This is a genomic window from Microvirga sp. M2 (assembly GCF_047497095.1).
Classification (GTDB): domain Bacteria; phylum Pseudomonadota; class Alphaproteobacteria; order Rhizobiales; family Beijerinckiaceae; genus Microvirga.
Map to the genome: position 1 here is coordinate 519,745 of NZ_CP134064.1, position 26,883 is coordinate 546,627.

The following is a 26,883-nucleotide window of genomic DNA, read 5'->3' on the forward strand; positions in this document are numbered from 1 at the left end:
GACATGCTATCGCCCCCCATGATCCGGTCTTACGCGAGAAGAGAGCCGCGCCGTTCGTGGAACCAGCCCTATGAAACACGGTCGAAAGGGTGAATGCGCTGCCTTCCGTGAAGCTACTTGCGGCCTCTGAGAACAAGATAAGCGGCAGCCGTCCAGGTGAAGGCATCCCCGCCCAGGCCCTCGCCTGTCGTCGGATCGAAATATTCACAGAAGCCGGCGTTCTCGATGGCCCGAACGGTCGTCTGCTCGATCCGGCGGGCGAGCCCCTCCGATCCGTTCAGGCGTAAGCCGTCCGAGATGAGCCAGTTGACGACGGCCCAGACCGGGCCGCGCCAATAGCGCTTCGGTTCAAAGGACGGCGAGAAGGACGGCGCAGAGGGAACGCCGACGACCATGCCATCGAGCCAGCGCTCGATCTCCGCCGCGACAGCATCACGCTGAGCCTCGTCCAGCTTCAGGGCGACGAGCGGAATGAAGGCGGCCTGGGTTGGCGTTTCGATGTCACGCCCCGAGATCAGGTCGAGAGAGACGAAGCGCGAAAGCTCCGGGCGCCAGCGGCGGGCGAGGCCATTGAGCAACGTCTCATGCATGCGCGAGAGCTCGGCCCTCTCCTCGTCAGTCCCAAAGGTTCCGGCCAAATGAATGAGATCGGCCGTCGCGCGCGCCAGGATTCCGGTCATCTGCACGTCGGCCACCTTGAAGGGAGCGACCGCCCATTGCCGCTTCGGATCCCAGCCGCAATCCCGATAAATGTCGACGAGATGGATGAAGCGCTGGTAATCCTCGTCCCGCGGGCGCATGGAGGCGTCCACGTGGCCCGTGTCCTTGCGGCGGATCGTCGTGGTCGTGGTGGTCGGCACGCGGGCCAGCGCCTCATCCCAAGCCGGCGAGTTGTCGCTGCCGCTTTCCCAGGGGTGAAGGATCGACACGAGGCCGAGCCCTTCCGGATCGCGCGCGCTCAGCCACCAGCGATGTGAGCGCAACGCAGCCTGGAACAGCATTTTCGTGCGATCCGTTGCGCCGGCCGCGCCACTTGCGAGAGCGGCCTCGTGAACGTGGCGCAGGGCCATGCCGAAGACCGGCGGCTGCGTAATGCCCGATGTCGGAATGCGGTGGCGCGTGCCCCATACATCCGGGCCGGGAAAATAGGTATCGCTTGGCGCGTGGAACACAATGTGCGGGATCATGCCGTCATCCCACTGGCCTTCGGCCAGACGCTCCAGCTCGCGGTAGGCTCGGTCTACGTCGAAGATCGCAAAACCCATGGCCACGAAGGCAGAATCCCAATTCCACTGGAACGGATAAAGCCGGTCGGTGGGCACCGTGTAACCGCCACGATCATTGCGTGCGAGAATGGCGCGTGCGGCTTCTTCCTTCGGAGGCATGTCCATATCGAATGTCCTTCAATTCGCAATCCGGGCCCGGGCAAGGGCACGTCCGGTGGTGTTGTCGATCCATGTCACGCGCGCAGGATCGACGGTCAAACCGACGCGCTCGCCTGTATTCACCTTTGCGGTCGGCGGCGCGACGATGCGGGCGAGCTGGCCGTCGATGGAGCCCGTGAGGAGCAGGTGCGAGCCCATCGGCTCCACGACGCGCACGTCGAAGGGGATGCCCGAGCCGCTGGGGCTCAGGCTCGCATCCTCGCCGCGCAAGCCAAGCTCCAGGTTCTGCGCCGTCGACGGGCAGGGCAGCGTGGCATCTCCGATCTTCGCGATGCCGTGGCTGCACTGGACTCTGATGAAGTTCATGGGTGGCGAGCCGATGAAGCCGCCGACGAAGCGGGTAGCGGGCGTGGCGTAGATTTCGAGCGGCGAGCCGATCTGGTCGATCTTGCCGCCATGCATCACGGCAATGCGGTCGGCGAGGCCCATGGCCTCGGTCTGGTCGTGCGTCACATAGATCGTCGTGGTCCCGGCTTCGCGCAGAACCGCCTTCAGCTCCGTGCGCATCTCGAGCCGCAGCAGCGCGTCGAGATTGGAGAGCGGCTCGTCCATGAGCAGCACCGCCGGCTCGACAGCCAGCGCACGGGCCACCGCCACGCGCTGACGCTGACCACCCGAGAGTTTCGCCGGATAGCGGTCGAGATGGGCTTCGATGTGGAGCAGGGCGGCTGCGCGTTCGACCTTGCGCTTCACGTCCGCTTGCGAGGCCTTCTGCATGCGCAGGCCAAAGGCGACGTTCTCGAATACCGTCATGTGCGGGAAGACGGCGTAGTTCTGGAACACCATCGCCAGCCCGCGTTTGCGAGGAGCGAGATCGCTCACGTCCTGTCCGCCGATGACCACGCGCCCGGAGGTTTGCGCCTCAAGGCCGGCGATGATGCGCAGGAGCGTGGTCTTGCCGCAGCCCGAGGGGCCGAGGAGGGCCACGAACTCGCCGTCGTTGACGGTAAGCGAGACTTCCTGCAGGGCCCGGAAGGAGCCGAATTCCTTGACGACCCGGTCGATGACGATGTCAGCCATGAGGTGATCCGTTACTTGCTGGCAATGCCCCACACCGCGAAGAGGTATCGTCTCACGGCGAAGATGAAGAGCACGGAGGGGATGATGAGGATGAAGCCGCCGGCGAAGCGGTAATGAAGAGGGCTCTCGGCCAGGATCCGGAGCAGATAGGCGGTGAGCGTCCGCTCACGCACGGTGAGGATCGAGGCGGCGAACACCTCGTTCCACGAGATCACGAAGGCGAAGATCGCGGTTGCGGCGAGGCCCGGCAGGGCCAGTGGCAGGACCACCTTCATGAAGGCCTGGAAGCGCGTGCAGCCGAACACCCAGGCCGCCTCCTCGTATTCGCGGGGAATGCCCATGAAAAGGCTCTGCGTCACGAGGGCCGCGAAGGGCAGCGCCAGCACCGTATGGATCAGCGACACGCCGAAGGGCGTGTCGTAGAGGCCGAGGCGGATGAACGAGACGGTGAGCGGCAGCGCCAGGATCGCGAGCGGGAAGGCGCGGGTGAGGAGAACGAGCAGGCGATAAGCATTTTGCCCGCGGAAGGTATAGCGCGCCAGCGCATAGCCGGCGGGAGCGCCGAGCGCGATGGAGAATACCACGGTCAGCCCGGCGGCGATCAGCGAATTGACGAGGGCGTTGAACACGCCCTCGATGGCGAGGAACTGGCTCATGGCCGCGAAGGACAGGTCCGAAGGCCAGATCGATTTCGGCCAGCGGAACACGCCCAGCCTGCCGCCGAAGGCGCCGAGCGCCACGAGATAGATCGGCACCAGCACCCAGGCGATCAGCACCGCAAGACCTGCCCAGAGGAGCAGGCGCCGCGCCGAGGGAAGAGCGATGCCGCGGCTCACGGAGGCAGGTTCGAGTTCTGCGGCGCTGGTCGTCATGGGAGCTGCTCCGGACGCGTTCTCAGCACGCGCAGGTAAAGGGCCGTTGCGGCGAGAGAGATTGCCATGATGAGCACCGCGTAGGCGGCGGCGACGCCGTAATTCTGGTTGTCGTTCTGCCAGACATAGGCCTCGCCGGCGAGAACGGGGAAGTTGCGGCCGCCGAGCGCATAGACGACGGCGAAGACCTCGAAGGCGAGAACCGTGCGCAGGATCAGGGCCGATTGCAGGCTGGGCTTCAGAAGCGGCAGGGTGATCCTGGTGAAGCGCGTCCAGGGCTTGGCCCCGAAGATCTCGGCTGCTTCCGCGAATTCCTTCGGGATGAGCTGCAGGCCCGCGATCAGGATCACCAGGACGATGGCGGTGGCGCGCCAGAGTTCCGCGAGCACGATGGCGAAGAACAGGGCGACGGGCGTTTCCTGCGAGAGCCATCCGGTTGGACCCTGGATGAGGCCGAGAGCGTAAAGCGCGGAGTTCAGATAGCCCGTGTTCTGGAGCAGGGCGAGCCAGGCGAGACCGGCTGCGAGGTCCGAGATTCCGAGGGGAATGGTGAGCACCCACAGGACCAGATCGCGGCCCTTGTCGAGTTTCGTCACCATGGTGGCCATGCCGAGCGCCAGAACGACCTGGAGCGGCACGACCACGAGGGTAAGCAGGAACGTGTTCTTGACGGCGAGCGCGAAATTCAGGTCGCCGGCCATGCGCTGGTAGTTATCGAGCGACAGGCCTTCGCCTGCGGAAAACGACAGCCAGATCGTCTGGATGAGCGGCACGAGAAACAGCGCGCCTAAGAAGACGACCGATGGCGCGATCAGCGCATAGGGAATCCAGGATGTGCGCGCAGGCATGAAGCCGCTCCACTCGCGAGGGGATGAGCCCGGCGACGTCGTCTTCGCCGGGCTCTAGCATCAGGTTACTGGACCGGGCAGGCGCCCTGGCTCGGCTTGTCCGGAGCCCAGCAGGGCGCGCCGGTTTCCTTCATGAGCGCGTCGAGAACCTTCGCCTGGTCTTCGAGCACGTCCTTGACCGGCTCGTTGCGCAGCACGATGCGCTGGAAGCTGTCCATGTAGACCTTGTTGAACTCACCGCCCTTGGCGCCGAGGCCCACGGGCAGGAGCGACACGAGCGCGTCCTTGGCGTTCTGCGTCGCGGCCACCGCGCCGGCGAGCGCCTTGATGCCGGGCGCGAGATCCGCCGGCAGTTCCGCCTTCACGACCGGGAAGAAGCCGACTTCGGCGGCCGTCGCCAGCTGTGTCTCAGGCTTGGTCAGGTGCTCGATCACCGCCACGGCGCCCGCGCGGTTCGGCGTATCCTTCGGGATGGCGAGGCCGGCGATCACCGGCATGTAGCCGCGCCCCTTCGGGCCGGCCGGGGCCGGGAAGGCGACGAACTGATCGGGCTGCAGGGTGAGCGCTTCCTTCACGCGGGCGATGTGATCCCACGCGATCCACACCTCGCCGGAGAGCAGCGGCTCCTGCATGAAGTTGTAGTTGGTCGAGTTGGGATTCGACACTGCCCACAGGTCCTTCAGCGCGTTCCATCCGGCTTCCGCATCGGACGACTTGAAGGTCGTGATCACGCCGCCGGTGAAGGAGGGATAGAAATAGCCCTGGAAGAACCGGGGCAGGAGCCCTGTCGGACCGGCCGGGAGGCCAAGGCGGCGCTGGCCCGTCTTGTCGACGATGTTCTTGCCCCATTGCTGAAGCTGCGCATAAGTGAGCGTGTTCACATTCGCGCCGGGCGGCAGGTATTGCAGCGCCTGCTTGTTGGCGACCATCACGTAGGTGGCCTGCATCCACGGGATGTATTGCTGCTGGGCCGTGCCGAGCTTGCCGAGATCCATCAGGCTCGCCGGAATGCCACGGTCGGCCAGCTTCGCGGCGACGTCGTCGACGGGCTGGAGATCGGCCGGGACGTGCGGCTGCAATTCGCCGTGCAGCGCGCCGACGACGCTCGCCGTGCGCTTGCCGGCCTGTGTCTCCGCCTTCATGCGGACCGCGAAGGCGGGCGGCTCATCCACGACATAGGTGGTCTTGCCCGGAATGCCTTTCAGCAGGACTTCACGGACTTTCGTCGCTTCCTCGATGGGACGAAGCTGCGTCGAGTAAAAGATCGTTTCCTGCGCCTGAGCGACCGTGAGCCCTCCGAAAAGGGCTGCCGCGGCGGCGATGGCGCGAAGCGATACCGGATGCTTCATTTCCTTCCTCCATCGGTCCCTTCTTGGTGCTTCTCGATCCGGGGCCGGAAGATCGAGGGCTTCAGACTCAGTATGCCGGTCCGTGGGTGGCCCTCGGAACCTGCCGAACCGGCAGAATGGTTTGCAGCTCGCGGGCGTCGCGTCCGCCGAGCCGGGCGATCAGCATCTCGGCCAATTGCCGGCCCACATCGGGAGCGGCGATTTCCATGCTCGACAGAGGCGGGTCGGTGAAAGCCGCGGTGGGCAGATTGTCGTGGCCGATCACCGCGATATCGCGCCCGGCGGCAAGGCCGTGCTCCTTGAGCGCGCTCAGGGCGCCGATCGCCATGCTGTCGGTCGCGCACAGCAGCGCCGTGGGAGGCGCGCTCTGCTGGAGGAGCCATTGCGCGGCCTCATAGCCGCCGGCTTCCGTGGGTTGCGCCGTGTATTCGGGCGCCTCTGGGGAGCCGATGTGTTCGAGCGCCGCGAGCCAGCCCTTGCGGCGAAGGTGAGCGAAGGTCAGGTCCTGCGGCGCGGCGATATGGGCGATGCGCTGATGACCCAATGACGCGAGCTTCCGTGCGGCTTCCCTGAACCCGGCCTCGCCGTCGCCGTCGATGAAGGCGTGCTCCTCCGAACGGGCGGTCCTTCCATGGGTCACGAAAGGGATGCCGCGTTCCTTCAGGAAGGCGACGCGCTCATCCTTGAGCCTCGTGCGCACCACGATCACCGCATCGGCGCGCCTGCCGTCCAGAAGCCGCCGGTAGGTGTCCATCTCTCCCGCCCGGCCGGCGGTCGGTAGCAGCATCAGGTCCAGGCCCTCCTCGGCAAGACGCTGCCCGCAGGCCGCCAGCATGTTCAGGAAGAGCGGAGGCCCGAACCGGCCCGGTTCCGTGGGCAGGGTCACGGCCACCGCTTCGGCCTTGCGCCGCCGCAGGCTGCGGGCGGCCGGATTCGGCCGGTAATTCATGGCCAGGGCAGCCGCCTGAACGCGTTCGCGGGTGGCCAGGGCTACGTCGGAGTAGCCGTCGAGAGCCCTCGAAACTGTCGTGGTCGACAGGCCGAGCGATTGCGCGAGAAGCTTCAGGTTCGACAAAGGGACGATCTCCCGTAGGTTGAAGATTGATTCCCAAAACGATTTGGAAAGTCAAGTTGGCGGATCGAACCCCACCCTCTCGGGTCGACAGAGGTCGAGAGCGGAGCTGAGAATTCCGGCCTGTTCCCGATGTCGTGATTCGGGATCCGCGATCGCCAGGAACTGCATGCGGTTGTCGGAGATCGGCAGGCAACGTTCCGGGGCACCAAAGGGATGGATATCAATGACATCCCCTTCGCCGTTCGGGTGAACGACTACCGGGAGGCTCTCCATGCGCTCGGAGCCGAAGGCTCCCGCGAGGACGCGAACCCTGGCGATCCCATGGGCATCATGACCTCGGGCCTTGCGAGGCATGAAAGGGAGTTTCCGTTAACGCTGCATCCCATGGCCTGCGTAGGGTGTCCCCATCGTGCGGAGCATTCGCTGGCAGCCTGCGAAGATATGCTGTTCAGCATGCTTCACGGCATCGGCCTTATTGCCAGCGACGATGGCGTCGTAGATCAGCCGGTGCTCGGCATTGGACTTGCGCATGTTGCCGGTGTTGTCGAAGTCCCGGCGACGGAAGAGATGCAACTCCTTCACGAAGTCATGATAGAGGCGTTCGGCGCGCTCGCTGCGCGCGAGGCTGACGACCACGTGGTGGAACTCGAGATTGAGCCTGTAATAAAGGTCCTTGTCTCCGGCCTCGGCGGCGCGATCCATCCCGTCGACGATCTCCTCGAGCCGGGCGCAATCCTTGTCGGTACGCTGTTCCGCAGCAAGTCCGGCGGCAAACCCGAACACCAGCGCCCGCAGGTCGGAAACTTCGACCATTTCCCTCACGGACATCTGGCGCACGAATACCCCCCGGCGCGGCACCGCTGTGACCAGGCCGAAGCCGGACAGGATCCGAATGGCCTCGCGGATCGGCCCGCGGCTGGTGTTCATCCGCAGTGCCAACGCTGCCTCGTTCAGGCGATCCCCAGGCTGGAACTCACCTGAATAGATCAGCTGCTTCAGCTGCTCTGCAATCTGCATAGAGAGCGTTTCGCTCACGCGATTCTCCGGGTCTGTGGTCTGTGTCCTCATTGGGCCCATAAAGCTTAACATTTCCGCACGATGTGCTCACACTTTAGTCGCATGTGTCGACAGTTTACGTTCCAATTGTTGACACTTTAGGGGCGACCGTTAACATGACGCTCCGTAATCTACCACTTCGAAAGCGGCAGACCCATCGCCTCATGTACCATTTATTGCGCTACCCTCCCTTTCCTGGCCGAACGTCCTGCAAGAGCGCGGGAGCGCGCTCGGACAGCCGCCAGGATCTGTCCGGGTTGCCCTCTACGGGCACCGGGCCCCGCCGCCGGCAGGGGCCACGGCGTTGGGACGGCCCCTGCTGCAGAGACCGGCAGCCCTCCCGGGATCACGTCCGCAATGCCACGGCCGACGTGAGGTGCTCCTGATGCTCATGAGCAAACCGAGGGTCGCCGTGATCGGGACCGGAGGCACGATCAGCACAATCAGTTCGCAAGGATCGCTGGACTTTGTGGATTATATGGTCAGCGGCACGACCCTCCATGTGGACGAGCTGATCCGGACCATTCCCGAGGCAGCCGAATTCGCCGAACTCATCCCGCTGCGCTTCCGCGCGGTTTCCTCGACCGCGCTCGGCTTTGACGATTGGAGAGAGCTGGCGCTCACGGTCGACAGACTTGCCTTGGATCGCCCGGATGTTGCGGGCGTCGTCATTCTGCACGGCACGGCCACCATGGAGGAAACGGCCTACATGCTTCAGCTGACGCTGAAGACGCCGCTTCCTGTCGTGTTCGTCGGTTCGCAACGGCCGCTGAATGCATTGTCCTCGGACGCGGCGGGCAATTTCGTCAACGCCGTGCGGGTCGCATGCAGTCCGCAAGCGAGGGACATGGGCGTGCTCGTGTGCCTGAACGACGAGATTCAAGCCGCCCGGGAAGTCACCAAGTTCTCGACGAGCCGCCTGCATACCTTCCGCACGCCGGACTTCGGAATTCTCGGCCAGGTCGATAACGATGGCGTCAATCTTTACCGCCGCCCCCTGCGGAAAGGAGCGCCCGACACCGAGTTCGATCTCCGCGATCTGACGGCGCTCCCGCGCGTGGACATCGTTTATTCCTATGTCGGCGAGGATGGTGCGGTCGTCGACGCGCTCGTCGCATTAGGCGCAAAGGGAATCGTCGTCGCAGCCTTCCCCGGAGGGCGCCTGTCCCCCGCCCAGCTGCAGGCATGCACCCGTGCGCTCGACGAGAATGTGGCCATTGTCCTGTCCACGCGCGCCGGTTCCGGGCGCGCGATGCTGGACCGAAGGCTGCAGGAAATGGGGATGATTTCCGCAGACAATCTCAATCCGCAGAAGGCGCGCATCCTGCTGGCGCTTGCGTTGACCGTTTCCAACGAAAGGAGTGAGCTGGAACGCATCTTCGCCACCTACTGATCCTCCTTCAGATTTGTGCCCCGACGTGTTCACGGGCATGCACCCCATCCTTCCAGAGTAAGAAAGCCGGAGAGCAAACATGAAACCCACCCGATCGTCCTTTCTCGCCGCACTGGCCTTCGGCTTGGTCGCCGCCGGGGCAGCGCGAGCGCAAGAGTCCGTCGTGCTGAAGTTGTCGCACGAAGCGCCCGAGACACAGATCAAGGGACGCACCGCCCTCTACTTCGCCGAGAAGGTGAAGGAATACAGCAACGGCACGCTTCGCGTGGAAGTGTTCCCCAGCGCCTCCCTGATCCCGACGAAGGACGAGGTCCGAGCCGTGATCCGCGGCCAGGTGGACATCATCGCTCCGCAGACGAGCTACTATACTCCCTTCAACGCTGCGTGGGACGTCTTCTATCAGCCGTTGCTGTTCAACTCGGCCAAGGAAGGCATGGATACGCTGGCAGGAGATCTCGGCCGCGAGCTTCTCGGCACTCTCGACAAGGTGGGCCTCAAGGGAATGGGCATCTGGCATGATGGCCCCGGCTACGTCTACCTCAAGGACAAGCCGCCCACGAAGCCCGAAGATCTGAAGGGCCGCAAGATCCGTCTCTTCCCGTCCGCTCCCCTGGAAGAGGGCGTGCGGGCCGCGGGAGGCATTCCGGTCTCAGTGCCGGCGCCGGACGTGTATCTCGGGCTCCAGCAAGGCATGATCGAGGGCGTGATCTCGGCCGTGACCTTCGCGGCTCCGTCGCGCTGGTACGAGGTCGTCAAGGGCGCAACCCGCATGACCATGTTCGTCGGCGGCTACGGCGTTGCAATCAACAAGAACCGCTGGGACAAGCTCAGCCCCGAGCACAAGGACGCGCTGCAGCGTGCGATGAAAGATGCCGAGAAATGGAATTATGACCAATCCGTCGACAACATCGCCGCATCCGAGAAGCTGCTGGTGGATAACGGCGTGACCCTGGCCGACCTGAGCGCCGAGGAGCTGGCCGAGTGGCGCACGTTGATGACGCCGATCTACGAGAGGCAGCCGGCGGAAGTGCGCGAGTTGATCAAGCGCGTTCAAAGCAAGAAGTAAGAACGGAGAGCGACCATGCGAGTGCTTCGTGCATTGGGACGAGCGTGGGATCAGGTCGAGCTGTTTATCGGCGGCTTGTTCCTGAGCCTGTCGGTTCTCTTGGTAGTCGGCGAGATCCTGAGCCGCCATCTCCTGTCGTACTCCATGGTCGGCTCCGACGAAATTGCCGCTTACGCGGTTATCTGGAGCGTCTTTTTCACCGCCTCCATGGCGGTGAAAAAGAACATCCATGTCCGAATCGACGTGATCTTTACGATCATCCCTCCCTCCCTGGCAAAGTACGTCGATGCGATCGGCACGGCGTTTTCCATTCTGTTCACTGCCTATCTGACCTGGTCGGGCCTGGCGCTGGTGGAGGAAAGCTGGATTCTCGGCGAGGTCACGATGACGATGCTCCATCTGCCCCTCTGGATTCCTCACCTCATCGTTCCTATCGGCGGGTTCCTGCTGACGGTGCGGCTCGCTCAAAGGCTCGTATCGCTTCTCACCACTCCGGCTGAAGGCATCGCGCCTGCCGTTCTTGCAGATAATCACTCCATCTGAGGCATTCCCGTGGCAGCGATCTTCTCCTCCTTCCTGGCCGCGCTCTTCAGCGGCATGCCCGTGGCGTTCGCTCTCGGCGCCGGCGGCCTGATCTACCTCCTGTCGCAGGACGCAGCGCCGGCAGCCCTCGCCTCGCAGCTCTTCAGCTCTCTGAGCTCGTCCAGCCTGATGGCGATTCCCTTCTTCATCCTCGCGGCGGAGATCATGAGCCGGAGCGGCGCCACCATGCGCCTGATCGCGCTCATCGACACGTTGATGCGGCACACGCGCGGCGGCATGCCGGTCATCGCCGTGATCGCGACGGCGCTCTTCTCGTCGATCTGCGGCAGCTCGGTGGCGACAGCCGCGGCCATCGGAACGGTACTGTTGCCGGAGCTGAAGGAGCGCGGCTACAATCCGAGAGTGAGCGCCGGTCTGATTGCCACGGCTGGCGGCCTCGGCATCCTCATCCCGCCATCCGTGCCGCTCGTCGTTTACGGGATGGTCACAGAGACCTCCATCGGCAAGCTGTTTGCCGCCGGCGCAATCGTCGGCGTGGTGCTGACCTTTATTCTCGGCGTCGTCGCCTATGTGTATGGCGCGTGTTCCGGCGTTGCGCCCAGGCCGCGCGCCACGCGAGACGAGCTTGCGACGGCTTTCAAGGATTCTGCGGGCGTCCTGCTCTCGCCGGTGATCGTTCTGGGCGGCATCTACGGCGGCTTTTTCACGCCAACGGAGGCTGCCGCGGTCAGCGCGGTCTATGCGATGTTCCTGGCGGTGATGTACGGCTATCGCGGCAAGGAACTGCTTCCGCTGCTGTCGGGATCGGCAACGATCGCGTCGGTGATCATGATGATCCTCGCGGGCGCGCAGCTGTTCGGCTATGTGGTGACGAACGAGCGGATCCCGAACGCCATGTTCGAGCTCATCACCGGAATGGGCCTGTCCAGAACCGCGTTCGTCGCCTGCGTGATGATCTTCTTCCTGATCATCGGCATGTTCCTCGAGGTGATCTCCATCATCCTCATCTGCATGCCGATCTTAATGCCGCTGCTTGGAAGCTTCGAGATCAATGCCATCTTCTTCGCGGTCCTTGTGGTTCTCAACATGGAGATTGCGGTCATCACCCCGCCGATCGGGCTGAACCTGTTCACCATCAGCGCGATTTCCGGCATGCCCGTCATGACGGTGTTCCGGGGCTGCCTGCCGTTCGTGGCGATCCTTCTCCTCTTCATTGCCGCCCTCGCCTTCGTTCCGGGCGTCGAGTCCCTGTTCAGGCTCCTGTGAGCGCGGGAGCCCCGACATGGCGCGCGTTCCGTTTTCGGTGAACCATTACGTGAGTCCTGGAGGCATGAGCCTCCAGGAATTTCTCGACAAAGCCCGGAACTCCGGGTTCGAGGCCGTCGGCCTGACGGAGTCGGCCCTGCGGGCGCAGCCTCCGCCCGCGCTGCTTGCCATGCTCAAGGCGCGTGGGCTGCGCGTCTCGTCCATCAATACCGCAGGGTTCTTCCTGCAGGAGGGCGACGCTGCGCGGGAACAGGAGCGGCGCAATGCCTGGCTCCTGGAGCAGGCGGCAGGCTGTGCGGGGAGCGCGCTGAACATCATTGTCGGCGGCAGTACGGCGCTCGATCTTCCGGACGCCCGCGAAGCGGCGGCGAGTGGGCTGGCGGCTTTCGCCCGCGAGGCGCGGAGGGCCGGCGTTCAGCTGGTGGTGGAGCCCTTGCACTTTCTCAACGTTCGCACCAAAAGCTGCTTCAATACGATCGGGCAGATGGAGATCCTGTTCGACCGCGTTCCCGATCTCATGCTGAATGCGGATCTGTATCACCTCTGGTGGGATCCTGACCTCGAGCGGCTGCTCAGCGGCGACAGCGTTCCCATCGGCCTCTTCCAAATCTGCGACGTGGCCATCCCCGATGGGGAAAGCGTACCGCGCCGTGTTCCTCTCGGCGAAGGCTTTGTCCCGTGGGTCAGCCATGTCCGCGCCGTGAGGAGAGCTTTTCCCACCGTTCCCATTGAACTCGAACTATTCGCCGACCAGCTGCCCGGACGTCGCCTGGACGATCTCCTTTCGGACAGCTCCACATTACTCAGCACGCTTTTGGAGGAATGAATGACGATCGCCAGGACAGACGACGGCGTCGATCTCTATTACGAAGAGACGGGCGGCGGCACACCCATCGTGTTCGTGCACGAGTTCGCGGGAGACATGCGCAGCTGGGAGTACCAGATGCGGCATTTCGGCAAGTGGTATCGCTGCGTGGCCTTCAACGCCCGCGGATACCCGCCGTCCGCGGTGCCTCCGGATGCGGCCTCGTATTCCCAGCAGCGCGCGGTCGCCGACATTCTTACGGTCATGGATCATGCCGGCATCGATCGCGCGCATATCGTGGGGCTCTCGATGGGCGGCTTCGCTGCCCTCCATCTCGGCCTGCGGCATCCCGGCCGCGCGCGTTCCCTGTGCGTCGCAGGCGTCGGGTATGGCGCGGAGCCGGAGCGGCAGGCGCTTTTCCGGCATGAATCGGAAGTGGCGGCCGCTTTCCTGCTCGAGCATGGCATGGAAGCCTTCGCGGACAGATATGCGGTGGGCCCGACGAGATTGCCGTTCAAGAACGGCGACCCGCGCGGCTTCGAGGAATTCCGCCGTCAACTTGCCGAGCATTCGGCTCTCGGCTCGGCCAACACGCAGCTCGGCGTGCAGCGTGAGAGGCCGAGCCTGTATTCGCTCCCGGAGGAGCTTCGGACCCTAACGGTCCCGACCCTCATCCTCAATGGCGATGAGGATTATCCCTGCCTTGCCCCCGGCCTCATGCTGAAAGCCACGATTCCATCGGCGGCCCTGAGCGTGATCCCGAATTGCGGGCACACGATCAACCTGGAGGCCGCGGACGCGTTCAACCGCGTGGTCGGGGATTTCCTGGTGCAGGCGGAGAGCGGGCGCTGGCCGGTTCGGCAGGCGCGGAATTCGGGCGACAGCATCACCGGCATGTCGGCCCATGCGGACGCCGTGCGCCAATGACGGTTCTCATCACGGGCGGGGCCGGCTTCCTCGGCCTGAACATCGCCGAGCAATTGCTCACGGCGGGCGCATCGGTGGTCTCGTATGGCCTGCAGGCTCCGCCGGCCTGGGCCATGGACCGGCTGGGGGCCCTTCCCGGCCGCATGGCGGTGAAGATCGGCGACGTGCGGGACAGGGACGCCTTGGTGGAGACGATGCGGGAACACCGGGTGCGGCGCGTCGTTCACGGCGCCGCCATCACGGCGGCCCTCGGCCGGGAAGCCCAGCAGGCCTCCCTGATCGCGGCTGTCAATTTCGGTGGAACCATCGGAGTTCTGGAAGCGGCGTTGCAGTGCGGCGCAGAGCGGGTTGTGCAGCTCGGGAGCGGCTCGGTCTACGGGGCGAGTGTGAAACAGGAAGGCTCGCTGGACGAGGACGCCGATGTTCCGGTCCCGGATTCCCTTTACGGGATCACGAAATACGCGGCGGAGCGGGCAGCCCTTCGTTACCGCGCGACGCGCGGCCTGGATGTCGTCGTCGCGAGGCTCGGCGTGGTCTTCGGGCGCTGGGAATACGACACCAGCGTTCGCGATACGTTGAGCATCCCCCTGGTGCTCATGCAGCTTGCAGAGGCGGGTGGGCATGCCGCCTTCGGCAGGACGCTTCCCGCCGACTGGGTCTACGCGTGCGACGTGGCCGACGCGGTCATCCGCCTTCTGAATGCTCCTTCCGTTCCGCAGCCGCTTTATCACGTTGGCAGCGGTCAGCGTTGGTCCGCAATCACGTGGTGCGAACGGCTGCGGCACATCTACCCATTCTTTTCTTACGAGGTCGTCGATCGCCCGGACGAAGCGAACGTCGGCAGGCAGGCTCCGGTCCCGCGGCCGCCGTTCTCGATCAAGAGGCTCCAGGCGGACCTTGGATACGAAGTGCGATATCGGGAGGCGGAAGCATTTGCCGACTACCTGGCGTGGCGCCGGGACATGAATCGCATTGGAGCGCAATAATGGACGCCCCCGACGTCTCTCCCCGTAAAAGACCCTCCTCTCCTCCAAGGTCCCCGCCGCTGCGACGGGGCCTGAACGGCCTCATTGTCCATGCGGGCGTCACCGAAGAGAGCGGCGTGAACATTGCGCAGCCCATCAACCTGTTTCCGGCATAGCCCGAACGTCGAACCCAAAGGGAAAATCATCATGGCTCACGCTATTCGCTTCCATCAGACAGGCGGAACGGACGTTCTCGTCTGGGAGGAGATCGAGGTCGGCCAGCCCGGCCCGGGCGAGGTGCGGCTCAGGCATCGCGCCGTCGGGGTAAATTACCTCGACATTTATGTACGCTCCGGCCTGAACCCGGCTCCCCTGCCGAGCGGACTCGGCACCGAAGCGGTCGGCCTCGTCGAGGACATCGGCCCAGGCGTTACCGAAGTGAAGGTGGGCGATCGGGTCGCGTATTCGGGCGGGCCTCTCGGGGCTTATTCCGAGGAGCGTATCATGCCGGCAGACCGCTTGATCGTGTTGCCGGACGGCATTTCGGACGGGCAGGCTGCCGCCATGATGCTCAAGGGAATGACAGCCCAGTACCTGATCCGGCAGACCTATCAGGTCAAGCCGGGAGATACGATTCTATTCCACGCTGCGGCGGGAGGAGTCGGCCTGATTGCCTGTCAATGGGCGAAATCACTGGGTGCCACCGTTATCGGCACGGTCGGGAGCGATGAGAAAGCTGAACTCGCGAAAGCCCACGGCTGCGATTACCCGATCGTCTATACACGCGAGAATTTCGTTGAGAGGCTGAGGCAGATTACAGGGAACGAGATGGTGCCGGTGGTCTATGACTCCGTCGGAAAGGATACCTTCATGGCCTCGCTCGACTGCCTCAGGCCGCGCGGTCTCATGGTGCTGTTCGGACAGTCATCCGGACCCGTCGCCCCCGTCGATCTCAACATGCTCGCGCAAAAAGGTTCGCTTTACGTCACACGCCCTACTCTGAAAACGTACACCGACAAGCGCTCCGACCTTCTGGCGATGGCTCAAGAGCTGTTCAATGCGGTTCTCTCGGGTGCGGTCAAGATCGAGGTTAACCAGGTCTATCCATTGAAGGATGCCGCCGAGGCACATCGAGATCTACAGGCACGCAAAACGACCGGATCGACAATCCTAGCGGTATAGGCCCAGGCCAATGGTCTGTTGCTGTATCGCTCTTCCGGGTCGATAATTAAGCGGACCCGGAAGGCCACGTTCGTGAAAACCGGGTCCACTTTTCGCTCGCGCGGCCCGCCGGGCCCGCACGATGCGCTAGAGCCATTTCGGCAAAAGTGGATGCCGGTTTTGCGAAGAAAAGGCGTCTTTCTCAAACAACAGGGGCCTTTTCCATGAACCGAAGTTCATGGGAAAGGCTCTAGCATCAGGTTCCTGCAAGCTCATGGGCGTTGGGCATGAACAGGTCCTTCCAGGACGACGGCGTGTTCTTGAGCGTACCGACGGAGCGCATGAATTCGACGAATTTCATGCAGTTCTGCGGCACCGTCGTCCAAACGTTATCCTTGTCGGCGATCATTTTGACGATATCGTCCTTCACCGCGCGCTTCTCATTCGTCATCTTGATGTAGAGTTCCGCAGCAGCGTCATGGTTCGCGTTGATGAAGGCATTCGCCTCCGCGAAGGCCTCATACACAGCAGCTGTTATCTTGGGATTTGCCTCGCAGAATTTTTTCGACGTCAGCACGACGCCGTTCGTCGTCGCTCCGCCCAGCGTGTCGTAGGAGCTGAGCACCCTGTGGATGCCTGGTGTATCGAGTTCATGATAGTAGAAGGGCGCCGCCGCATAATGGCTGTTAATCTCGCTCGATTTCGACATCACTGCCATTGCCGCATCCGGGTGCGAGCGGGTGATCGTCAGTGGATCGAGCTTCGCATAGTGGTCTTGGCCCCATTCCTTCGCTGCTGCCATCTGCAGGCAGACTGCCTGGGCCGAAACCTTGATGCTCGGAACAGCGATCTTGTCCTTGTCGGTGAAATCCCCGACCGACTTCACGGCAGAGTTGTTCGTCACGAGGATGTAAGGCATCGACTGCGCTGCGCACAGGGCCCGGACCTCGTGGGCGGTACCCACGGTTTTATCCCACAATGTCGCCAATCCCGGGACACCCGTGACGCCGAACTGCATCTGACCGCTGATAAGCGCATCGATCAGTGACGAGGTTCCGCCCAAGGTCCTGTAGTCGATATGGAGATTGGCAAGACCCGCCTTTCCGACGTTCTTTTCGACGAGCTTCATGCTGTCCATGACCATCAGCGGCAGATACGGCAGCCCGTGCTGCATCACGATGGTGATCTTTGACACTTCTTGAGCGAGGGAGGTCTTGGACAGCGCCGGAAGACTCAGGGCTCCAAGGATCAATTCGCGGCGGCGTATCATCTCTCTTCCTCTTGTCTTTCTCTTGACAGATCTCTGCAGGGACCTTCGCTACGGCTGCAAGCTCCGGCGCACAATGGTTCTCGCTCCGATCAGGCAGAAGCCTCTCCCCGGAAACATGCTGCCTGAGCCCTCCTCGCTCCCTGTCCCTCGTGCAGATGCAGGTCGAACGTCCCTCGAGACATCTCCATCCTCCCTCCGGCCGAATTGTACCGGTGGCTCCGGCTCTTGCCGGGAAGTGTTCCCCCGACTTCCAACACGGTCCAATAAGAAAATGAACAGAGAGCATAACCTCTCGTGATGGAGAACTGGTGCTTTCGTAAAGCGGGATAAAATCCCAGTTCATCAACGAAGAGCCCCCGACACGACCACATAAAAGCCGTTTATAGTTTCACCCGAGGATATGATTGGACCTGTTTCCGGACAGAGGTTCACTTCTTGCGATAATGAAACCTGCCTCGGGGAGAATGTCATGACGGCCGATCTTGCAAGCATCCTGCACAATAACTTCAGAAGCAAACTGGCCCGCGGCGAGGTGGTCTCCTCGATGACCGCGCGTCTGGTCAGGGGGGTCGAGATCGTCCGAATCGCGAAGACCGCAGGCTTCGACGCGATTTATGTCGATCTCGAACATTCGAGCTTCAGCTTCGACACCACCGGCCAGATCTGCATGATGGCGCTCGAAGCGGGGATCGCTCCCTTCGTGCGACTTCCCGCCAATAGGCCCGAATACATCGCCCGTGCCCTGGACGGCGGTGCAATGGGCGTGATCGCGCCGGACGTTAGGACCGCCGACGAGGCCCGCGCCATTGTCAATGCCGCAAAGTTCCCTCCGCTGGGTCAGCGCGGCGTTTCGGGAGGATTGCCGCATCTCCAGTTCCGCTCCTTCCCGGCGGCCCAGGCCTTCGCGGCCATGAACGAGGCTACCATGGTCATCGTGCAGTTCGAGTCCGCCGAGGCAGTTCTGAATGCGGAGGAGATCATGGCGGTCGCGGGGGTGGATCTCGTCCTGATCGGGACCAACGACCTGATGGCCGACATGGATGTGGCGGGCCAGTTCGATCACCCCAAGGTCCGCGAGGCATACGAGCGGACCATCGCCGCCTGCCGCAAGCACGGCAAGCATGCAGGCGTCGGAGGCCTCTCGTCGCGCCAGGATCTTGTGGCCGAATTCGTGCAGATGGGCGCCAGATATGTGTCGACGGGCACGGACCTGGCTTTCCTGCTTGGAGCGGCGACGCAGCGCGCACGCCAGGTCGCGGAACTCCAGCCGTGAGCGCATTGCCCAATACTGCGACCGGTCCCGTGCTCGGGGTGGAGCATACCAGGCCTGACTTCGATGTTCCGGCAGGCGCATGCGACTGCCATGTCCATGTCTTTGGCCCCCATGACCGCTTCCGCCTGTCTCATGACCGGCTCTACATGCCGGGGGCAGCCCTTCTCGCGGATTTGATTGCCCATCAGCGGACGTTAGGGCTTGATCGCGTCGTGATCGTGCAGCCGAGTCCCTATGGGACCGACAACTCCTGTATGCTCGACGCCCTGCGCCAGCTGGGCGGCAAGGCCCGAGGTGTGGCAGTCGTCGATGCCAGGGCTTCGGCGGAAACGCTGCACGACTTGCAGGAGGCGGGTATCCGCGGTCTTCGGATCAACCTCGAGACGGCAGGCGTGACCGACCCTCTAGCGGCGCGCAGACATCTCGAGGAGACCGCTGCGCAGGCGGCCCCCTTGGGCTGGCATATCCAGATCTATGCCGATCTGGGCGTCATCGCTGCCTTGCACGACGTCATCTCCGGTCTTCCCGTGCCGGTTGTGTTCGATCACTTCGCACGGATCAGGGGCGCGAAGGGCCCGGACCAGCCGCACCTCGCAGCTCTGCTTTCCCTGATGCATTCGGGGAAAGCCTATGTGAAACTCTCGGCGCCGCGCCGCATTTCCGACCTGCCGGACCATGCGGATGCCGGCGAGATCGCAAAGATCCTGGCAAGCGCGAATCCCGAACGTCTCCTGTGGGGGAGCGACTGGCCTCATCCCGGCGCGAGACCGGGGATCGCACGGGATCCGAACCGCATGGAGCCGTTTCATACCGATGACGACGGCCTCGCCTTGAACAGGCTCAACGCCTGGATGGGCGACGCCGATCTGATGAGGCGGATTCTCGTCGAGAACCCTGCCCGCCTCTACGGGTTCTAGCGCCAGTTCCCCGCACTTTAGCCAACGAGAGAGACATGCCATGACAACCGCCGCAGCGACGCAGACCAATCCGCACCCCGGCCGGCTCTATGCGAAGGCCGATGATGCGAGAGCCTTCGCGGCGCGCATTCTGGTGGCCAATGGTTTGCCTGAGGAGGATGCGAGAACAGTCGCGGACTGCCTCGTCAGGGCCGACCTGCGCGGCGTCGATACCCATGGACTGCAATACCTCCCCCACTACCTCAAGCGTGTGCGCAGTGGGCTGATCAATGCGAAGCCGTCGCTTTCCCTGCAGAAGGTGACCCCTGTTGCGGGCCTTCTCGACGGCCAGAATGCCTTCGGGTTCGTGGTCGCCTCCCGCGCGATGGCCGAAGCGATCGAGATGGCGCGGGAGTTCGGCATCGGCCTCGTTTCCGCGCGACGCAGCACCCATTTCGGGATGGCCGCCTGCTACGTGTTGCAGGCGGTCGAGGCCGGGTTCATCTCGCTCGTCTTTACGAATGCTTCGCCGGCCATGCCGCCCTGGGGTGGCCGTCAGGCCCTGCTCGGCACCAGCCCTCTTGCCGCCGGCGTTCCGGGTGGATCCGAGGTGCCGTATGTTCTCGACATGTCGCCGGCCGTCGCTGCCCGCGGCAAGATCCGGCGTGCGGCGAAGCTCGGTCAGGAAATCCCTCTCGGCTACGCCCTCGATGCCGACGGCCGCGCGACGACCGATCCCAACGCGGCCCTCAACGGCGGGGTCGTGCTGCCGATCGGCGGCCCGAAGGGCTCGGCCCTATCCATGCTGATGGACGTCCTCGGCGGGGTCCTGTCCGGAGCCGCCTATGCCGGAGACGTCGCCAATCAGTTCGAGGTGTTCGACCGCCCCCAGGATGTCGGTCACTTCTTCCTCGCGATCAAACCGGACCTGTTCGTCACTCGGGAGGAGTTCCGCCATCGGATGGATACGCTCGTCCGGCGCGTGCACGATTGCCCCAAGGCTGAAGGTTTCGACGAGATCCTGATGCCGGGCGAAATGGAATCCCGCCTCGAAGCCACGCGCGAGCGCACAGGCATTCCCTACAACGCCATCGACATCGCGGCGCTTCAGAAGGAGGCCGCCAAGGCCGGGCAGCCTCCCCTCTTGGTCGTTGATGGCCCTGTAGAACTTTGAGCATGACGATGAAGGGGTGGTGACGATGTGTCGCCACCCCTCCCTATGGAAGCTTCTTCCCGAACTCCGAGATCAGATCACGCCCTCACGGCGAAGCTCTTCGAATTCCTGTTCCGACAGACCCAGCCTCTCGCGGAAGACCTCGCTGTTCTGGGCCCCAAGCGCGCTGCTCGGCTCGAGAGGCATGGGCGTCACTCCCTCGTACCGGATCGGGCTGTTCTGCACGACCATGCGGCCGTATTGCGGATGATTGATCCATTGCAGGCTCCCACGGGCGTGCATGTGCGGATCGTTGACGACCTCACTCAGGTCGCGAACCGGCGCGTGAGGAACACGATGGGCGAGGAGCCGCTCGACAAGCTCGGTCTTCGTGTGCCGCCGCGTCCAATCGGCGACGAGCTCATCGATTTCGTCGATATGCGCCACTCGCGACTTGAGATCCTGGAAACGGGGATCGTCTTGCAGATCCTCGCGGCCCATCGCGTTGAGCAGCGCATGAAAGTGACGGTTGTTGTTGCAGATGATGGCGACATGTCCGTCACTGGTCGGGTAGACGTTGTAAGGAGCCTCCGCCAATCCTCCATGCCGGTTGCCGGTGCGCACCGGCACCTCGCCGCCGCTACCGTGATAGAGCGCAAGATTGGAGCTCAACGACGCATAGACGGCCTCCTGCATCGAAACCTCGACGAGGCGCCCACGCCCGGTCTTTTCCCGCTCATACAACGCCGTGGCGATACCGGCATAGAGATGGATGCCGGCGAAGAAGTCGCAGAGCGCAGGACCGGACTTCACCGGCGGGCTGTCAGGAAAGCCGGTGATGCTCATGATGCCGGACATCGCCTGCACGGTAATGTCCATCGCCGGATAATCGCGATAGGGCCCCGAGCGCCCGTAGCCGGTGCTGGAGGCGTAGATCAGGCTTGGGTTTTCGGCCCGCAGCACCTCGGGGCCGATGCCGAGCCGCTCTGTCACGCCCGGAGCGAAATTCTCCACGAGCACATCCGCTGAGCGGATCATCTGCAGAAAAAGCTCGCGTCCGCGCTTCGACTTCAGATCGAGCGTCACCGATTTCTTGTTGCCGTTCAGCATGGCGAACGGCAGAGCCGCTCCGCCGAGAGCGGCGCGCACCCGGAGATGCTCGCCGCCATGCGGCTCGATCTTGATGACCTCGGCTCCGGCCATCGCCATGAGGAAGGTGGCGTAAGGGCCATTGTAGATGTGGGACAGATCGAGGACCACCAGACCGGAGAAGGGATAGCCCTGGTGAGCCGGCACCGCCGACGCTTGGGCCTCGACTCCAGCATTGCCGTGTGCCATGCTCATCAGAACGTTCCCATTCCCAGAAAACCGTCTACCTCATCGAAATCGGCCATGATCCTCTTGCCGACGAGATCCTTGAGCGTTTCCGTCGTGCCCCCGCCGAGAGTGCCGTAACGCGCGCCGCGATAGAGTCTCGATACCGCGTACTCGTCCGTGAAGCCGTATCCGCCATGGACCTGGATGGCCTCGCTGGTCACGCGGATGGACATCTCGTTGCAATACATCTTGGCAAGTGCAGCCTGGTGCGGATCCGGAAACGGGTTCGCGCTGGCACAGGCCCGGTAGAGGACGCTGCGCCCGACCTCGATGTCACGATACATCTCGGCAAGCTTCCAGCGCATTCCCTGGAAGTCGCCGATCCGCCGACCGAAGGCCGTACGCTCCCGGACATAGCGCACCGATTCCTCGAACGCACCCTCGGCCAGTCCGAGCGAGATGCTGGGGTTGAGGCAGCGCTGCGTGTTGAAGGCGGAGAGAAGCTTGCGGAAGCCATCCTCCCGGATCACCACGTTCTCGAGAGGGATCTCGCAATCGTTGAACTGCACTTCCGCCAGGTTCTCGCCGCCCATCGTGTGATAGCGGGCCGTGATCTCAAGTCCCGGGGTGCCTTTCTCGATGAGGACGCAGCCGATGCCCTCGCGTCCTGGCTGATTGTCGATACGGCTGAAAATGACGAACGCGGCGGCCTCATCCACGCGGCTGATGAGCGTCTTCACGCCCTTCACGATGGCCTTGTCACCCTTGATGGTGGTGTTGGTGCGATAGTTGGCGACGTCCGTTCCCGCGTGCGGCTCGGTCATGCAGATCGCCAGGATCGCGTCGCCGCTGCAAACGGCCGGCAGGATGCGCCGTTTGAACGCTTCGGGAGCATATGTCGCGATGATGCGGGTCTGCGACCCCACTTCGCCGAGGACCGCCATCGCGGTGACGTAACATCCCTTGGCGATTTCCTCGAGCACCAGCGCCGTATCGAAGACGTTCATGCCCGAGCCGCCGTATTCCTCGGGCACCGCCATGCCGAGAACCCCGATTTCCGCCAGGCGGCGGATATTCTCCCACGGGAAGCTGCCGTCCATATAACGCTGGGCTCGCCCCTTGAACTCGCCCTGCGTGACCTCACGAATGGTGCCGACGATGCTGCGCTGCTCGGCGGTGAGTTCGAAATTCATGACGACATGATCCCCCTTTGTTTGAATGTTCAGGTGACCGGACATAGGCCGCCATCGACATTGATGGCTGTCCCGGTCACGTAGGATGCGGCATCCGATGCGAGGAAACAGGCCACATTGGCGAACTCCTCAGGCTCCCCGAACCGTCCGAGCGGCACCGGTCGCGCATGCGGCTCAAGGTATTTTTCGAAAGGCATGTCCGGTGCATCGCGCCTGTGCCGACGCTCCCACTGCCCGCTCTTGATGATGCCGACGCAGAGAGCGTTGACGAGGATGTTCCAGGGCGCGAGCTCCTGGGACATGACCTTCGTCAGGGTCATTCCGGCGGATCGGCTCAAGGTGGTCGGAGCACTGGCGGCCTTCGGAGCTTTTCCGTTGGCGCTGACCACGTTGATGATCCGCCCCCAGCGCCTCTCCTTCATGCCCGGCACGACCTTCTGGGCGAGGTTGACGGCCGCGAAGAGCTTCAGGTCCATGTCGGCGATCATGCCGTCTCGGCTCAGCCCCTCGAAAGGGCTGCGGCTTGAGCTGCCCGCGTTGTTGACGAGGATGTCGACCGCGCCGAACTCGGCAACGGTTGCGGCGACAACCTCCTCCACGCGGCGGTCGTCGGTCACGTCGCAGGCATGCCCTACGACCTGACCGACCGCCTCCCGGCGCATGTCCTGGACGGCGATATTCACCACGTCCTCGCGCCGGGCCAGGACGACCACGTGTGCGCCCGACCTCGCGAGACGGGCCGCAATCGCCTTGCCGAGACCTTCGCTGCCCCCGGTGACGATTGCGGTTCTGCCGGTGAGATCGATCAGCATCGCCGATCAGAGCTCGCGCAGGGCGTTGAACTGTTCGACATAGCCGGAGCCGTCGATCCTGACGCCGATCACCGTCGTCCGGCCGGTTTTCAGGGCGGCACCGAGCGCATCCTGCAAGCCGTTCTCCGTATCGACCGTGACACCGTCCGCTCCGAAGCCCTGGGCCACCTTCTCCCAATCGCAGCCGCCGACCCCGACACCGTGCAGCGGAAGGCCCTTGATTTCCTGCTTCACGCGGATCAACCCGATCTGCTGATCGTCGAGAACGACGACGATGATGGGCAGGTTTTCGCGAACTGCCGTCTGGAGCTCGGCGACGGCCATCAGGAAACCACCGTCTCCGGTGAAGGCGACGACCGGGCGGTTCGGATGAGCAAGGCGCGCGGCCAATGCGCCGGGAACCGCATATCCCATCGAGCCGAGGCCGTTGGAGGTCAGGAACTCGCGCGGTCCGTAGGATTGCCATTTCTGCACGACCAGGAGACGGCTTGCACCGGCGTCGCAGGTCGCGATGGTGTCACGCGGCAGGATGGCGCGCGCAACCTCCATCGCCCGTTGCGGCGACAACCCCCTGCTCGGGGTATTGAGAGCATCGGTGACATCCTGGCGGAAAACGGACGCGGCCCGCTCGCCCCAGTTGCTTCCACCCGCGCATAGGTCGGTGATCTTGTTCAGGAGAACCTTCAGGTCACCGATCGCCTCGATCTCGGCCGGGACGAGTGCGTCAAGAGACGGAGTGCTGGACAGGGCCACGAGAGGTGTCGTGTAGGGCCAGGCCTTGGGCTGCAACTCGACGCCGTCCAGACCGACCGTGATGATCAGGTCCGCTTCGCTCACGAGCTTGCGCTCGATCAGGCCGCCGATGATGCAGCCGGCGCGCAGAGGATGATCCTCCGGGATGGCCCCCTTGCACTTGGACGTGACGAGAACCGGCGCACCGAGTTGCTCGGCGAGCGCGACGAGTTCGCCCGACGCTCTGTCCCACAGTATCCCGAGACCTGCGAGGATGATCGGCTTGCGGGCAGCCCGCACCCGATCGACGATCGGCTTCAGGGCTGCCGCATCCGGCTCCGGATAAAGAAGGTTCGGCATCAATGGCGGCTCGGCCAGGAGCGGCGTGGCCTCCTTGGTTGTCTCGCTTTGAGGAATGTCGAACTGCACCGGCCCAGGGGCGGGCGCCGTCGCCGTGCGCATCGCACGGCGAAGCTGCTGGCGGATCGTCCGCGCATCGACCGTCGTTCCCCATTTGACGAGGGGCGCATAGACTGCGAGTTGGTCGATGCGCTGCCGCAGACCGACTTCGTGAGCGGGCTGCGAATAGCGGTCCGTGAGAAGGATGAGAGGAGCACGGTCGAGAAACGCGTGTGCGGCGCCGTTCACCATGTTCGCCGCGCCGGGGCCGCGCGTCGAGAGGCAGACGCCCGGAGAGCCCGTGATCTCGCCCCAGGTCGCCGCGAGCATCGCGCCGGCCGTTTCCTGCTTCATCAGGATGAAGCGCATGTCGCGCTGGCGCGCAGCCTCCATCAGCTCGACGGACTCGCCACCCGGATGACCTACGAGAAATGGCGTGCCGGCTTCCTTGAAAGCATCGGCCATGACTTCAACGGTCGTCGACATTCATAATCCTCCCGAAATTTTGCGCCCCGCTTCCTCAAGCGGGCAGATGTGTAAGATTTTTTGTGACCGGCAGGCCGGCTGCATCAGCCCACGTGCCAATAGAGGCCTTTCGGCTCCATGTAGGTTCGCATGCCGTCGAGCCCCTTCTCGCGACCAAGCCCGCTCTGCTTGAAGCCGCCGAAGGGAGTCGAAATCGATGTTTCCTTGTAGGTGTTGATCCAGACCGTTCCGGCCTGAATCGCCCGCGCCACGCGCCAGGCTTTCGCGAAGTCACTCGTCCAGAGGCCGGCTGCGAGACCGAATTCCGTGTCGTTGGCCTGCTCGATCAGATCGCTCTCGCTCTCGAACGGCAGGACGACGGCGACGGGCCCGAAAATCTCCTGCTGGCAGACCCGTGACTGGTTTGTGACGCCGCTGATGACGGTCGCCGGATAGTAAGCGCCGTTCTTGAATGCCTCCCCGGTCGGCAGATCGCCGCCGACGAGGATCTGCGCCCCCTCCTCGCGGGCGAGTTCAACAGCCCGGGCGACGTGTTCACGATGGTTGAAGCTCACCATCGGGCCCATTCGGGTCGAAGGGTTGTCGGGTGCCCCCAGCGTGTAGTCCCGGGCGGCCGTCTGGAAGGCCTCCATGAAGGTCTGGAAGATCGATGCTTCCACGAAAACGCGGGATCCGGCGATGCAGGATTGGCCTCCGCCCGAGAAGATCCCGTCGGCCACGCCCTTCGGCGCCTTCTTGAGATCCGCATCGGCAAAGACGATGTGAGGCGACTTGCCGCCGAGTTCGAGCACAACCGGCTTGAGCCGCTGTCCAGCCGCCGCCGCGATGGCACGTCCGGCGGCCGTTCCTCCGGTGAAACTCACCATGTCAATGCCGGTATGCTCGACCATGGCGCGCCCCACATCGGCTGCGCCGGTCACGACATTCATGACGCCCGACGGGAACCCGGCCTCGATGGCAAGCCGCGCATACTCGAGCGCGATGCGGGGCGTCACCTCCGATGGTTTGAGAACGACGGTGTTTCCGGCGGCAAGAATGGGAGCGAGCTTCTGCGCTTCAAGCGTCAGCGGCGAGTTCCAGGGCGTGATCGCAGCGATCACTCCGACAGGCTCGTAGACGGTCATCGTGACACTGGGGCCACGCTGGGTCGTGAGTTCGCCTTCGAAAGTCTCGCAGGCCGCGCCGTAGTAGCGGAACGTGGCGGCGGCGCTCTTCGCCTGGGACAGACACTCCGCAAAAGTCTTGCCGTTGTCTTCCATCTGCACGCGTGCAAGATGCCCGGCGTTCGCGGCCACAAGGTCCGCCATGCGGTAGAGCAGGGCAGCACGCTCATGGTGTCTCAACCCGGCCCAGGCCGGGTCGTTCAAAGCCGCGCGTGCCGCCTTCACAGCGTCATCGATATCCGCAGGGGCCGCACCGGCAATCCGGGCAACCTCGGTCCCGTCGCTGGGATTCACCGTGGCGAACGGCGTCCCCTGGCCTTCACGCCACCGGTTGCCGATCATGAAGGGATGCAGACCCATGCCGTTTTTCCTCTTGACCACCGTGGAGCCTTCCATCG

Annotated in this window: 24 protein-coding genes; 11 read left to right on the forward strand and 13 right to left on the reverse strand. The window is 63.7% G+C overall.

Features of this window, described 5'->3' with window-relative positions; all coding sequences use genetic code 11:
• Window positions 1-113: 113 nt before the first annotated feature.
• From RE429_RS22130 to RE429_RS22160, 7 genes are all read right to left on the reverse strand, one after another.
• Window positions 114-1,391: an MGH1-like glycoside hydrolase domain-containing protein gene (locus RE429_RS22130; protein WP_414475481.1), complete on the reverse strand. Its 1,278-nt coding sequence runs from the start codon at window positions 1,389-1,391 to the stop codon at window positions 114-116.
• Window positions 1,392-1,403: 12 nt separating this feature from the next.
• A complete protein-coding gene (locus RE429_RS22135; RefSeq protein WP_414475482.1) occupies window positions 1,404-2,465 on the reverse strand; it encodes an ABC transporter ATP-binding protein in 1,062 nt (353 codons plus the stop codon).
• Between the two features lie 11 nt (window positions 2,466-2,476).
• Window positions 2,477-3,337, reverse strand: coding sequence for a carbohydrate ABC transporter permease (locus RE429_RS22140; RefSeq protein ID WP_414475483.1), 861 nt, complete (start codon window positions 3,335-3,337; stop codon window positions 2,477-2,479).
• Entirely contained in the window at window positions 3,334-4,185 is an 852-nt protein-coding gene (locus RE429_RS22145) for a carbohydrate ABC transporter permease (protein ID WP_414475484.1), read from the reverse strand. Before RE429_RS22145 ends, RE429_RS22140 begins: the two co-directional genes overlap by 4 nt.
• 65 nt (window positions 4,186-4,250) lie before the next feature.
• Complete coding sequence (locus RE429_RS22150) at window positions 4,251-5,534, reverse strand: extracellular solute-binding protein (RefSeq protein WP_414475485.1); 1,284 nt, start codon at window positions 5,532-5,534, stop codon at window positions 4,251-4,253.
• A gap of 67 nt (window positions 5,535-5,601) precedes the next feature.
• Window positions 5,602-6,609 carry a LacI family DNA-binding transcriptional regulator gene (locus RE429_RS22155; protein WP_414475486.1) on the reverse strand — a complete coding sequence of 336 codons (1,008 nt, stop codon included), beginning with the start codon at window positions 6,607-6,609 and terminating at the stop codon, window positions 5,602-5,604.
• A 369-nt stretch (window positions 6,610-6,978) separates the two neighbouring features.
• Window positions 6,979-7,644 carry a GntR family transcriptional regulator gene (locus RE429_RS22160; RefSeq protein WP_414475487.1) on the reverse strand — a complete coding sequence of 222 codons (666 nt, stop codon included), beginning with the start codon at window positions 7,642-7,644 and terminating at the stop codon, window positions 6,979-6,981.
• Window positions 7,645-8,056: 412 nt separating this feature from the next.
• Here RE429_RS22160 and RE429_RS22165 point away from each other — a divergent pair, with 412 nt between their 5' ends.
• The 8 genes from RE429_RS22165 to RE429_RS22200 all read left to right on the forward strand — a co-directional run bounded on the left by RE429_RS22165 (window position 8,057) and on the right by RE429_RS22200 (window position 15,812).
• Complete coding sequence (locus RE429_RS22165) at window positions 8,057-9,058, forward strand: asparaginase (protein ID WP_414475488.1); 1,002 nt, start codon at window positions 8,057-8,059, stop codon at window positions 9,056-9,058.
• Window positions 9,059-9,137: 79 nt separating this feature from the next.
• Window positions 9,138-10,124, forward strand: coding sequence for a TRAP transporter substrate-binding protein (locus RE429_RS22170; RefSeq protein ID WP_414475489.1), 987 nt, complete (start codon window positions 9,138-9,140; stop codon window positions 10,122-10,124).
• 15 nt (window positions 10,125-10,139) lie between these two features.
• Window positions 10,140-10,667 (forward strand): TRAP transporter small permease, encoded by a 528-nt coding sequence (locus tag RE429_RS22175; RefSeq protein WP_414475490.1) that lies wholly within the window; start codon window positions 10,140-10,142, stop codon window positions 10,665-10,667.
• 9 nt (window positions 10,668-10,676) lie between these two features.
• Window positions 10,677-11,933: a TRAP transporter large permease gene (locus tag RE429_RS22180; protein ID WP_414475491.1), complete on the forward strand. Its 1,257-nt coding sequence runs from the start codon at window positions 10,677-10,679 to the stop codon at window positions 11,931-11,933.
• Between the two features lie 16 nt (window positions 11,934-11,949).
• Window positions 11,950-12,759, forward strand: a complete 810-nt coding sequence (locus RE429_RS22185) for a sugar phosphate isomerase/epimerase family protein (protein ID WP_414475492.1) — start codon at window positions 11,950-11,952, stop codon at window positions 12,757-12,759.
• On the forward strand, window positions 12,760-13,665 hold the full coding sequence (locus tag RE429_RS22190; protein WP_414475493.1) for an alpha/beta fold hydrolase: 906 nt from the start codon (window positions 12,760-12,762) through the stop codon (window positions 13,663-13,665).
• Window positions 13,662-14,651, forward strand: a complete 990-nt coding sequence (locus tag RE429_RS22195; protein ID WP_414475494.1) for an NAD-dependent epimerase/dehydratase family protein — start codon at window positions 13,662-13,664, stop codon at window positions 14,649-14,651. Before RE429_RS22190 ends, RE429_RS22195 begins: the two co-directional genes overlap by 4 nt.
• A gap of 186 nt (window positions 14,652-14,837) precedes the next feature.
• Complete coding sequence (locus RE429_RS22200) at window positions 14,838-15,812, forward strand: quinone oxidoreductase family protein (RefSeq protein WP_414475495.1); 975 nt, start codon at window positions 14,838-14,840, stop codon at window positions 15,810-15,812.
• A 235-nt stretch (window positions 15,813-16,047) separates the two neighbouring features.
• Here the strand turns inward: RE429_RS22200 and RE429_RS22205 are convergent, their stop codons facing one another.
• Window positions 16,048-17,061 (reverse strand): ABC transporter substrate-binding protein, encoded by a 1,014-nt coding sequence (locus RE429_RS22205; protein ID WP_414475496.1) that lies wholly within the window; start codon window positions 17,059-17,061, stop codon window positions 16,048-16,050.
• 469 nt (window positions 17,062-17,530) lie between these two features.
• Here RE429_RS22205 and RE429_RS22210 point away from each other — a divergent pair, with 469 nt between their 5' ends.
• The 3 genes from RE429_RS22210 to RE429_RS22220 are packed head-to-tail and all read left to right on the forward strand — an operon-like array spanning window position 17,531 to window position 20,404.
• Complete coding sequence (locus RE429_RS22210) at window positions 17,531-18,334, forward strand: HpcH/HpaI aldolase family protein (protein WP_414475497.1); 804 nt, start codon at window positions 17,531-17,533, stop codon at window positions 18,332-18,334.
• Window positions 18,331-19,251, forward strand: coding sequence for an amidohydrolase family protein (locus RE429_RS22215; RefSeq protein ID WP_414475498.1), 921 nt, complete (start codon window positions 18,331-18,333; stop codon window positions 19,249-19,251). The genes RE429_RS22210 and RE429_RS22215 overlap by 4 nt, the downstream gene beginning before the upstream one ends.
• A 40-nt stretch (window positions 19,252-19,291) precedes the next feature.
• Window positions 19,292-20,404 carry an Ldh family oxidoreductase gene (locus RE429_RS22220; RefSeq protein WP_414475499.1) on the forward strand — a complete coding sequence of 371 codons (1,113 nt, stop codon included), beginning with the start codon at window positions 19,292-19,294 and terminating at the stop codon, window positions 20,402-20,404.
• Between the two features lie 72 nt (window positions 20,405-20,476).
• On the opposite strand, the gene RE429_RS22225 is transcribed toward RE429_RS22220, so the two are convergent.
• The 5 genes from RE429_RS22225 to RE429_RS22245 form a co-directional block, all read right to left on the reverse strand.
• Entirely contained in the window at window positions 20,477-21,721 is a 1,245-nt protein-coding gene (locus RE429_RS22225; RefSeq protein ID WP_414475885.1) for a CaiB/BaiF CoA transferase family protein, read from the reverse strand.
• Window positions 21,722-21,726: 5 nt separating this feature from the next.
• On the reverse strand, window positions 21,727-22,893 hold the full coding sequence (locus RE429_RS22230) for an acyl-CoA dehydrogenase family protein (RefSeq protein WP_414475500.1): 1,167 nt from the start codon (window positions 22,891-22,893) through the stop codon (window positions 21,727-21,729).
• 29 nt (window positions 22,894-22,922) lie between these two features.
• Complete coding sequence (locus tag RE429_RS22235) at window positions 22,923-23,705, reverse strand: SDR family NAD(P)-dependent oxidoreductase (RefSeq protein ID WP_414475501.1); 783 nt, start codon at window positions 23,703-23,705, stop codon at window positions 22,923-22,925.
• A gap of 6 nt (window positions 23,706-23,711) precedes the next feature.
• Window positions 23,712-25,322: a thiamine pyrophosphate-binding protein gene (locus RE429_RS22240; protein WP_414475502.1), complete on the reverse strand. Its 1,611-nt coding sequence runs from the start codon at window positions 25,320-25,322 to the stop codon at window positions 23,712-23,714.
• 83 nt (window positions 25,323-25,405) lie between these two features.
• Window positions 25,406-26,845: an aldehyde dehydrogenase gene (locus RE429_RS22245; protein WP_414475503.1), complete on the reverse strand. Its 1,440-nt coding sequence runs from the start codon at window positions 26,843-26,845 to the stop codon at window positions 25,406-25,408.
• Window positions 26,846-26,883 lie beyond the last annotated feature (38 nt).

What these genes read in the sequence shown, in the direction of transcription:
- RE429_RS22130 (WP_414475481.1), bottom strand. Translation starts at nt 1,391, where the DNA reads ATGGACATGCCTCCGAAGGAAGAAGCCGCACGCGCCATTCTCGCACGC.
- RE429_RS22135 (WP_414475482.1), bottom strand. Translation starts at nt 2,465, where the DNA reads ATGGCTGACATCGTCATCGACCGGGTCGTCAAGGAATTCGGCTCCTTC.
- RE429_RS22140 (WP_414475483.1), bottom strand. Translation starts at nt 3,337, where the DNA reads ATGACGACCAGCGCCGCAGAACTCGAACCTGCCTCCGTGAGCCGCGGC.
- RE429_RS22145 (WP_414475484.1), bottom strand. Translation starts at nt 4,185, where the DNA reads ATGCCTGCGCGCACATCCTGGATTCCCTATGCGCTGATCGCGCCATCG.
- RE429_RS22150 (WP_414475485.1), bottom strand. Translation starts at nt 5,534, where the DNA reads ATGAAGCATCCGGTATCGCTTCGCGCCATCGCCGCCGCGGCAGCCCTT.
- RE429_RS22165 (WP_414475488.1), top strand. Translation starts at nt 8,057, where the DNA reads ATGAGCAAACCGAGGGTCGCCGTGATCGGGACCGGAGGCACGATCAGC.
- RE429_RS22170 (WP_414475489.1), top strand. Translation starts at nt 9,138, where the DNA reads ATGAAACCCACCCGATCGTCCTTTCTCGCCGCACTGGCCTTCGGCTTG.
- RE429_RS22175 (WP_414475490.1), top strand. Translation starts at nt 10,140, where the DNA reads ATGCGAGTGCTTCGTGCATTGGGACGAGCGTGGGATCAGGTCGAGCTG.
- RE429_RS22185 (WP_414475492.1), top strand. Translation starts at nt 11,950, where the DNA reads ATGGCGCGCGTTCCGTTTTCGGTGAACCATTACGTGAGTCCTGGAGGC.
- RE429_RS22190 (WP_414475493.1), top strand. Translation starts at nt 12,760, where the DNA reads ATGACGATCGCCAGGACAGACGACGGCGTCGATCTCTATTACGAAGAG.
- RE429_RS22195 (WP_414475494.1), top strand. Translation starts at nt 13,662, where the DNA reads ATGACGGTTCTCATCACGGGCGGGGCCGGCTTCCTCGGCCTGAACATC.
- RE429_RS22200 (WP_414475495.1), top strand. Translation starts at nt 14,838, where the DNA reads ATGGCTCACGCTATTCGCTTCCATCAGACAGGCGGAACGGACGTTCTC.
- RE429_RS22205 (WP_414475496.1), bottom strand. Translation starts at nt 17,061, where the DNA reads ATGATACGCCGCCGCGAATTGATCCTTGGAGCCCTGAGTCTTCCGGCG.
- RE429_RS22210 (WP_414475497.1), top strand. Translation starts at nt 17,531, where the DNA reads ATGACGGCCGATCTTGCAAGCATCCTGCACAATAACTTCAGAAGCAAA.
- RE429_RS22220 (WP_414475499.1), top strand. Translation starts at nt 19,292, where the DNA reads ATGACAACCGCCGCAGCGACGCAGACCAATCCGCACCCCGGCCGGCTC.
- RE429_RS22225 (WP_414475885.1), bottom strand. Translation starts at nt 21,721, where the DNA reads ATGGCACACGGCAATGCTGGAGTCGAGGCCCAAGCGTCGGCGGTGCCG.
- RE429_RS22230 (WP_414475500.1), bottom strand. Translation starts at nt 22,893, where the DNA reads ATGAATTTCGAACTCACCGCCGAGCAGCGCAGCATCGTCGGCACCATT.
- RE429_RS22235 (WP_414475501.1), bottom strand. Translation starts at nt 23,705, where the DNA reads ATGCTGATCGATCTCACCGGCAGAACCGCAATCGTCACCGGGGGCAGC.
- RE429_RS22240 (WP_414475502.1), bottom strand. Translation starts at nt 25,322, where the DNA reads ATGTCGACGACCGTTGAAGTCATGGCCGATGCTTTCAAGGAAGCCGGC.
- RE429_RS22245 (WP_414475503.1), bottom strand. Translation starts at nt 26,845, where the DNA reads ATGGGTCTGCATCCCTTCATGATCGGCAACCGGTGGCGTGAAGGCCAG.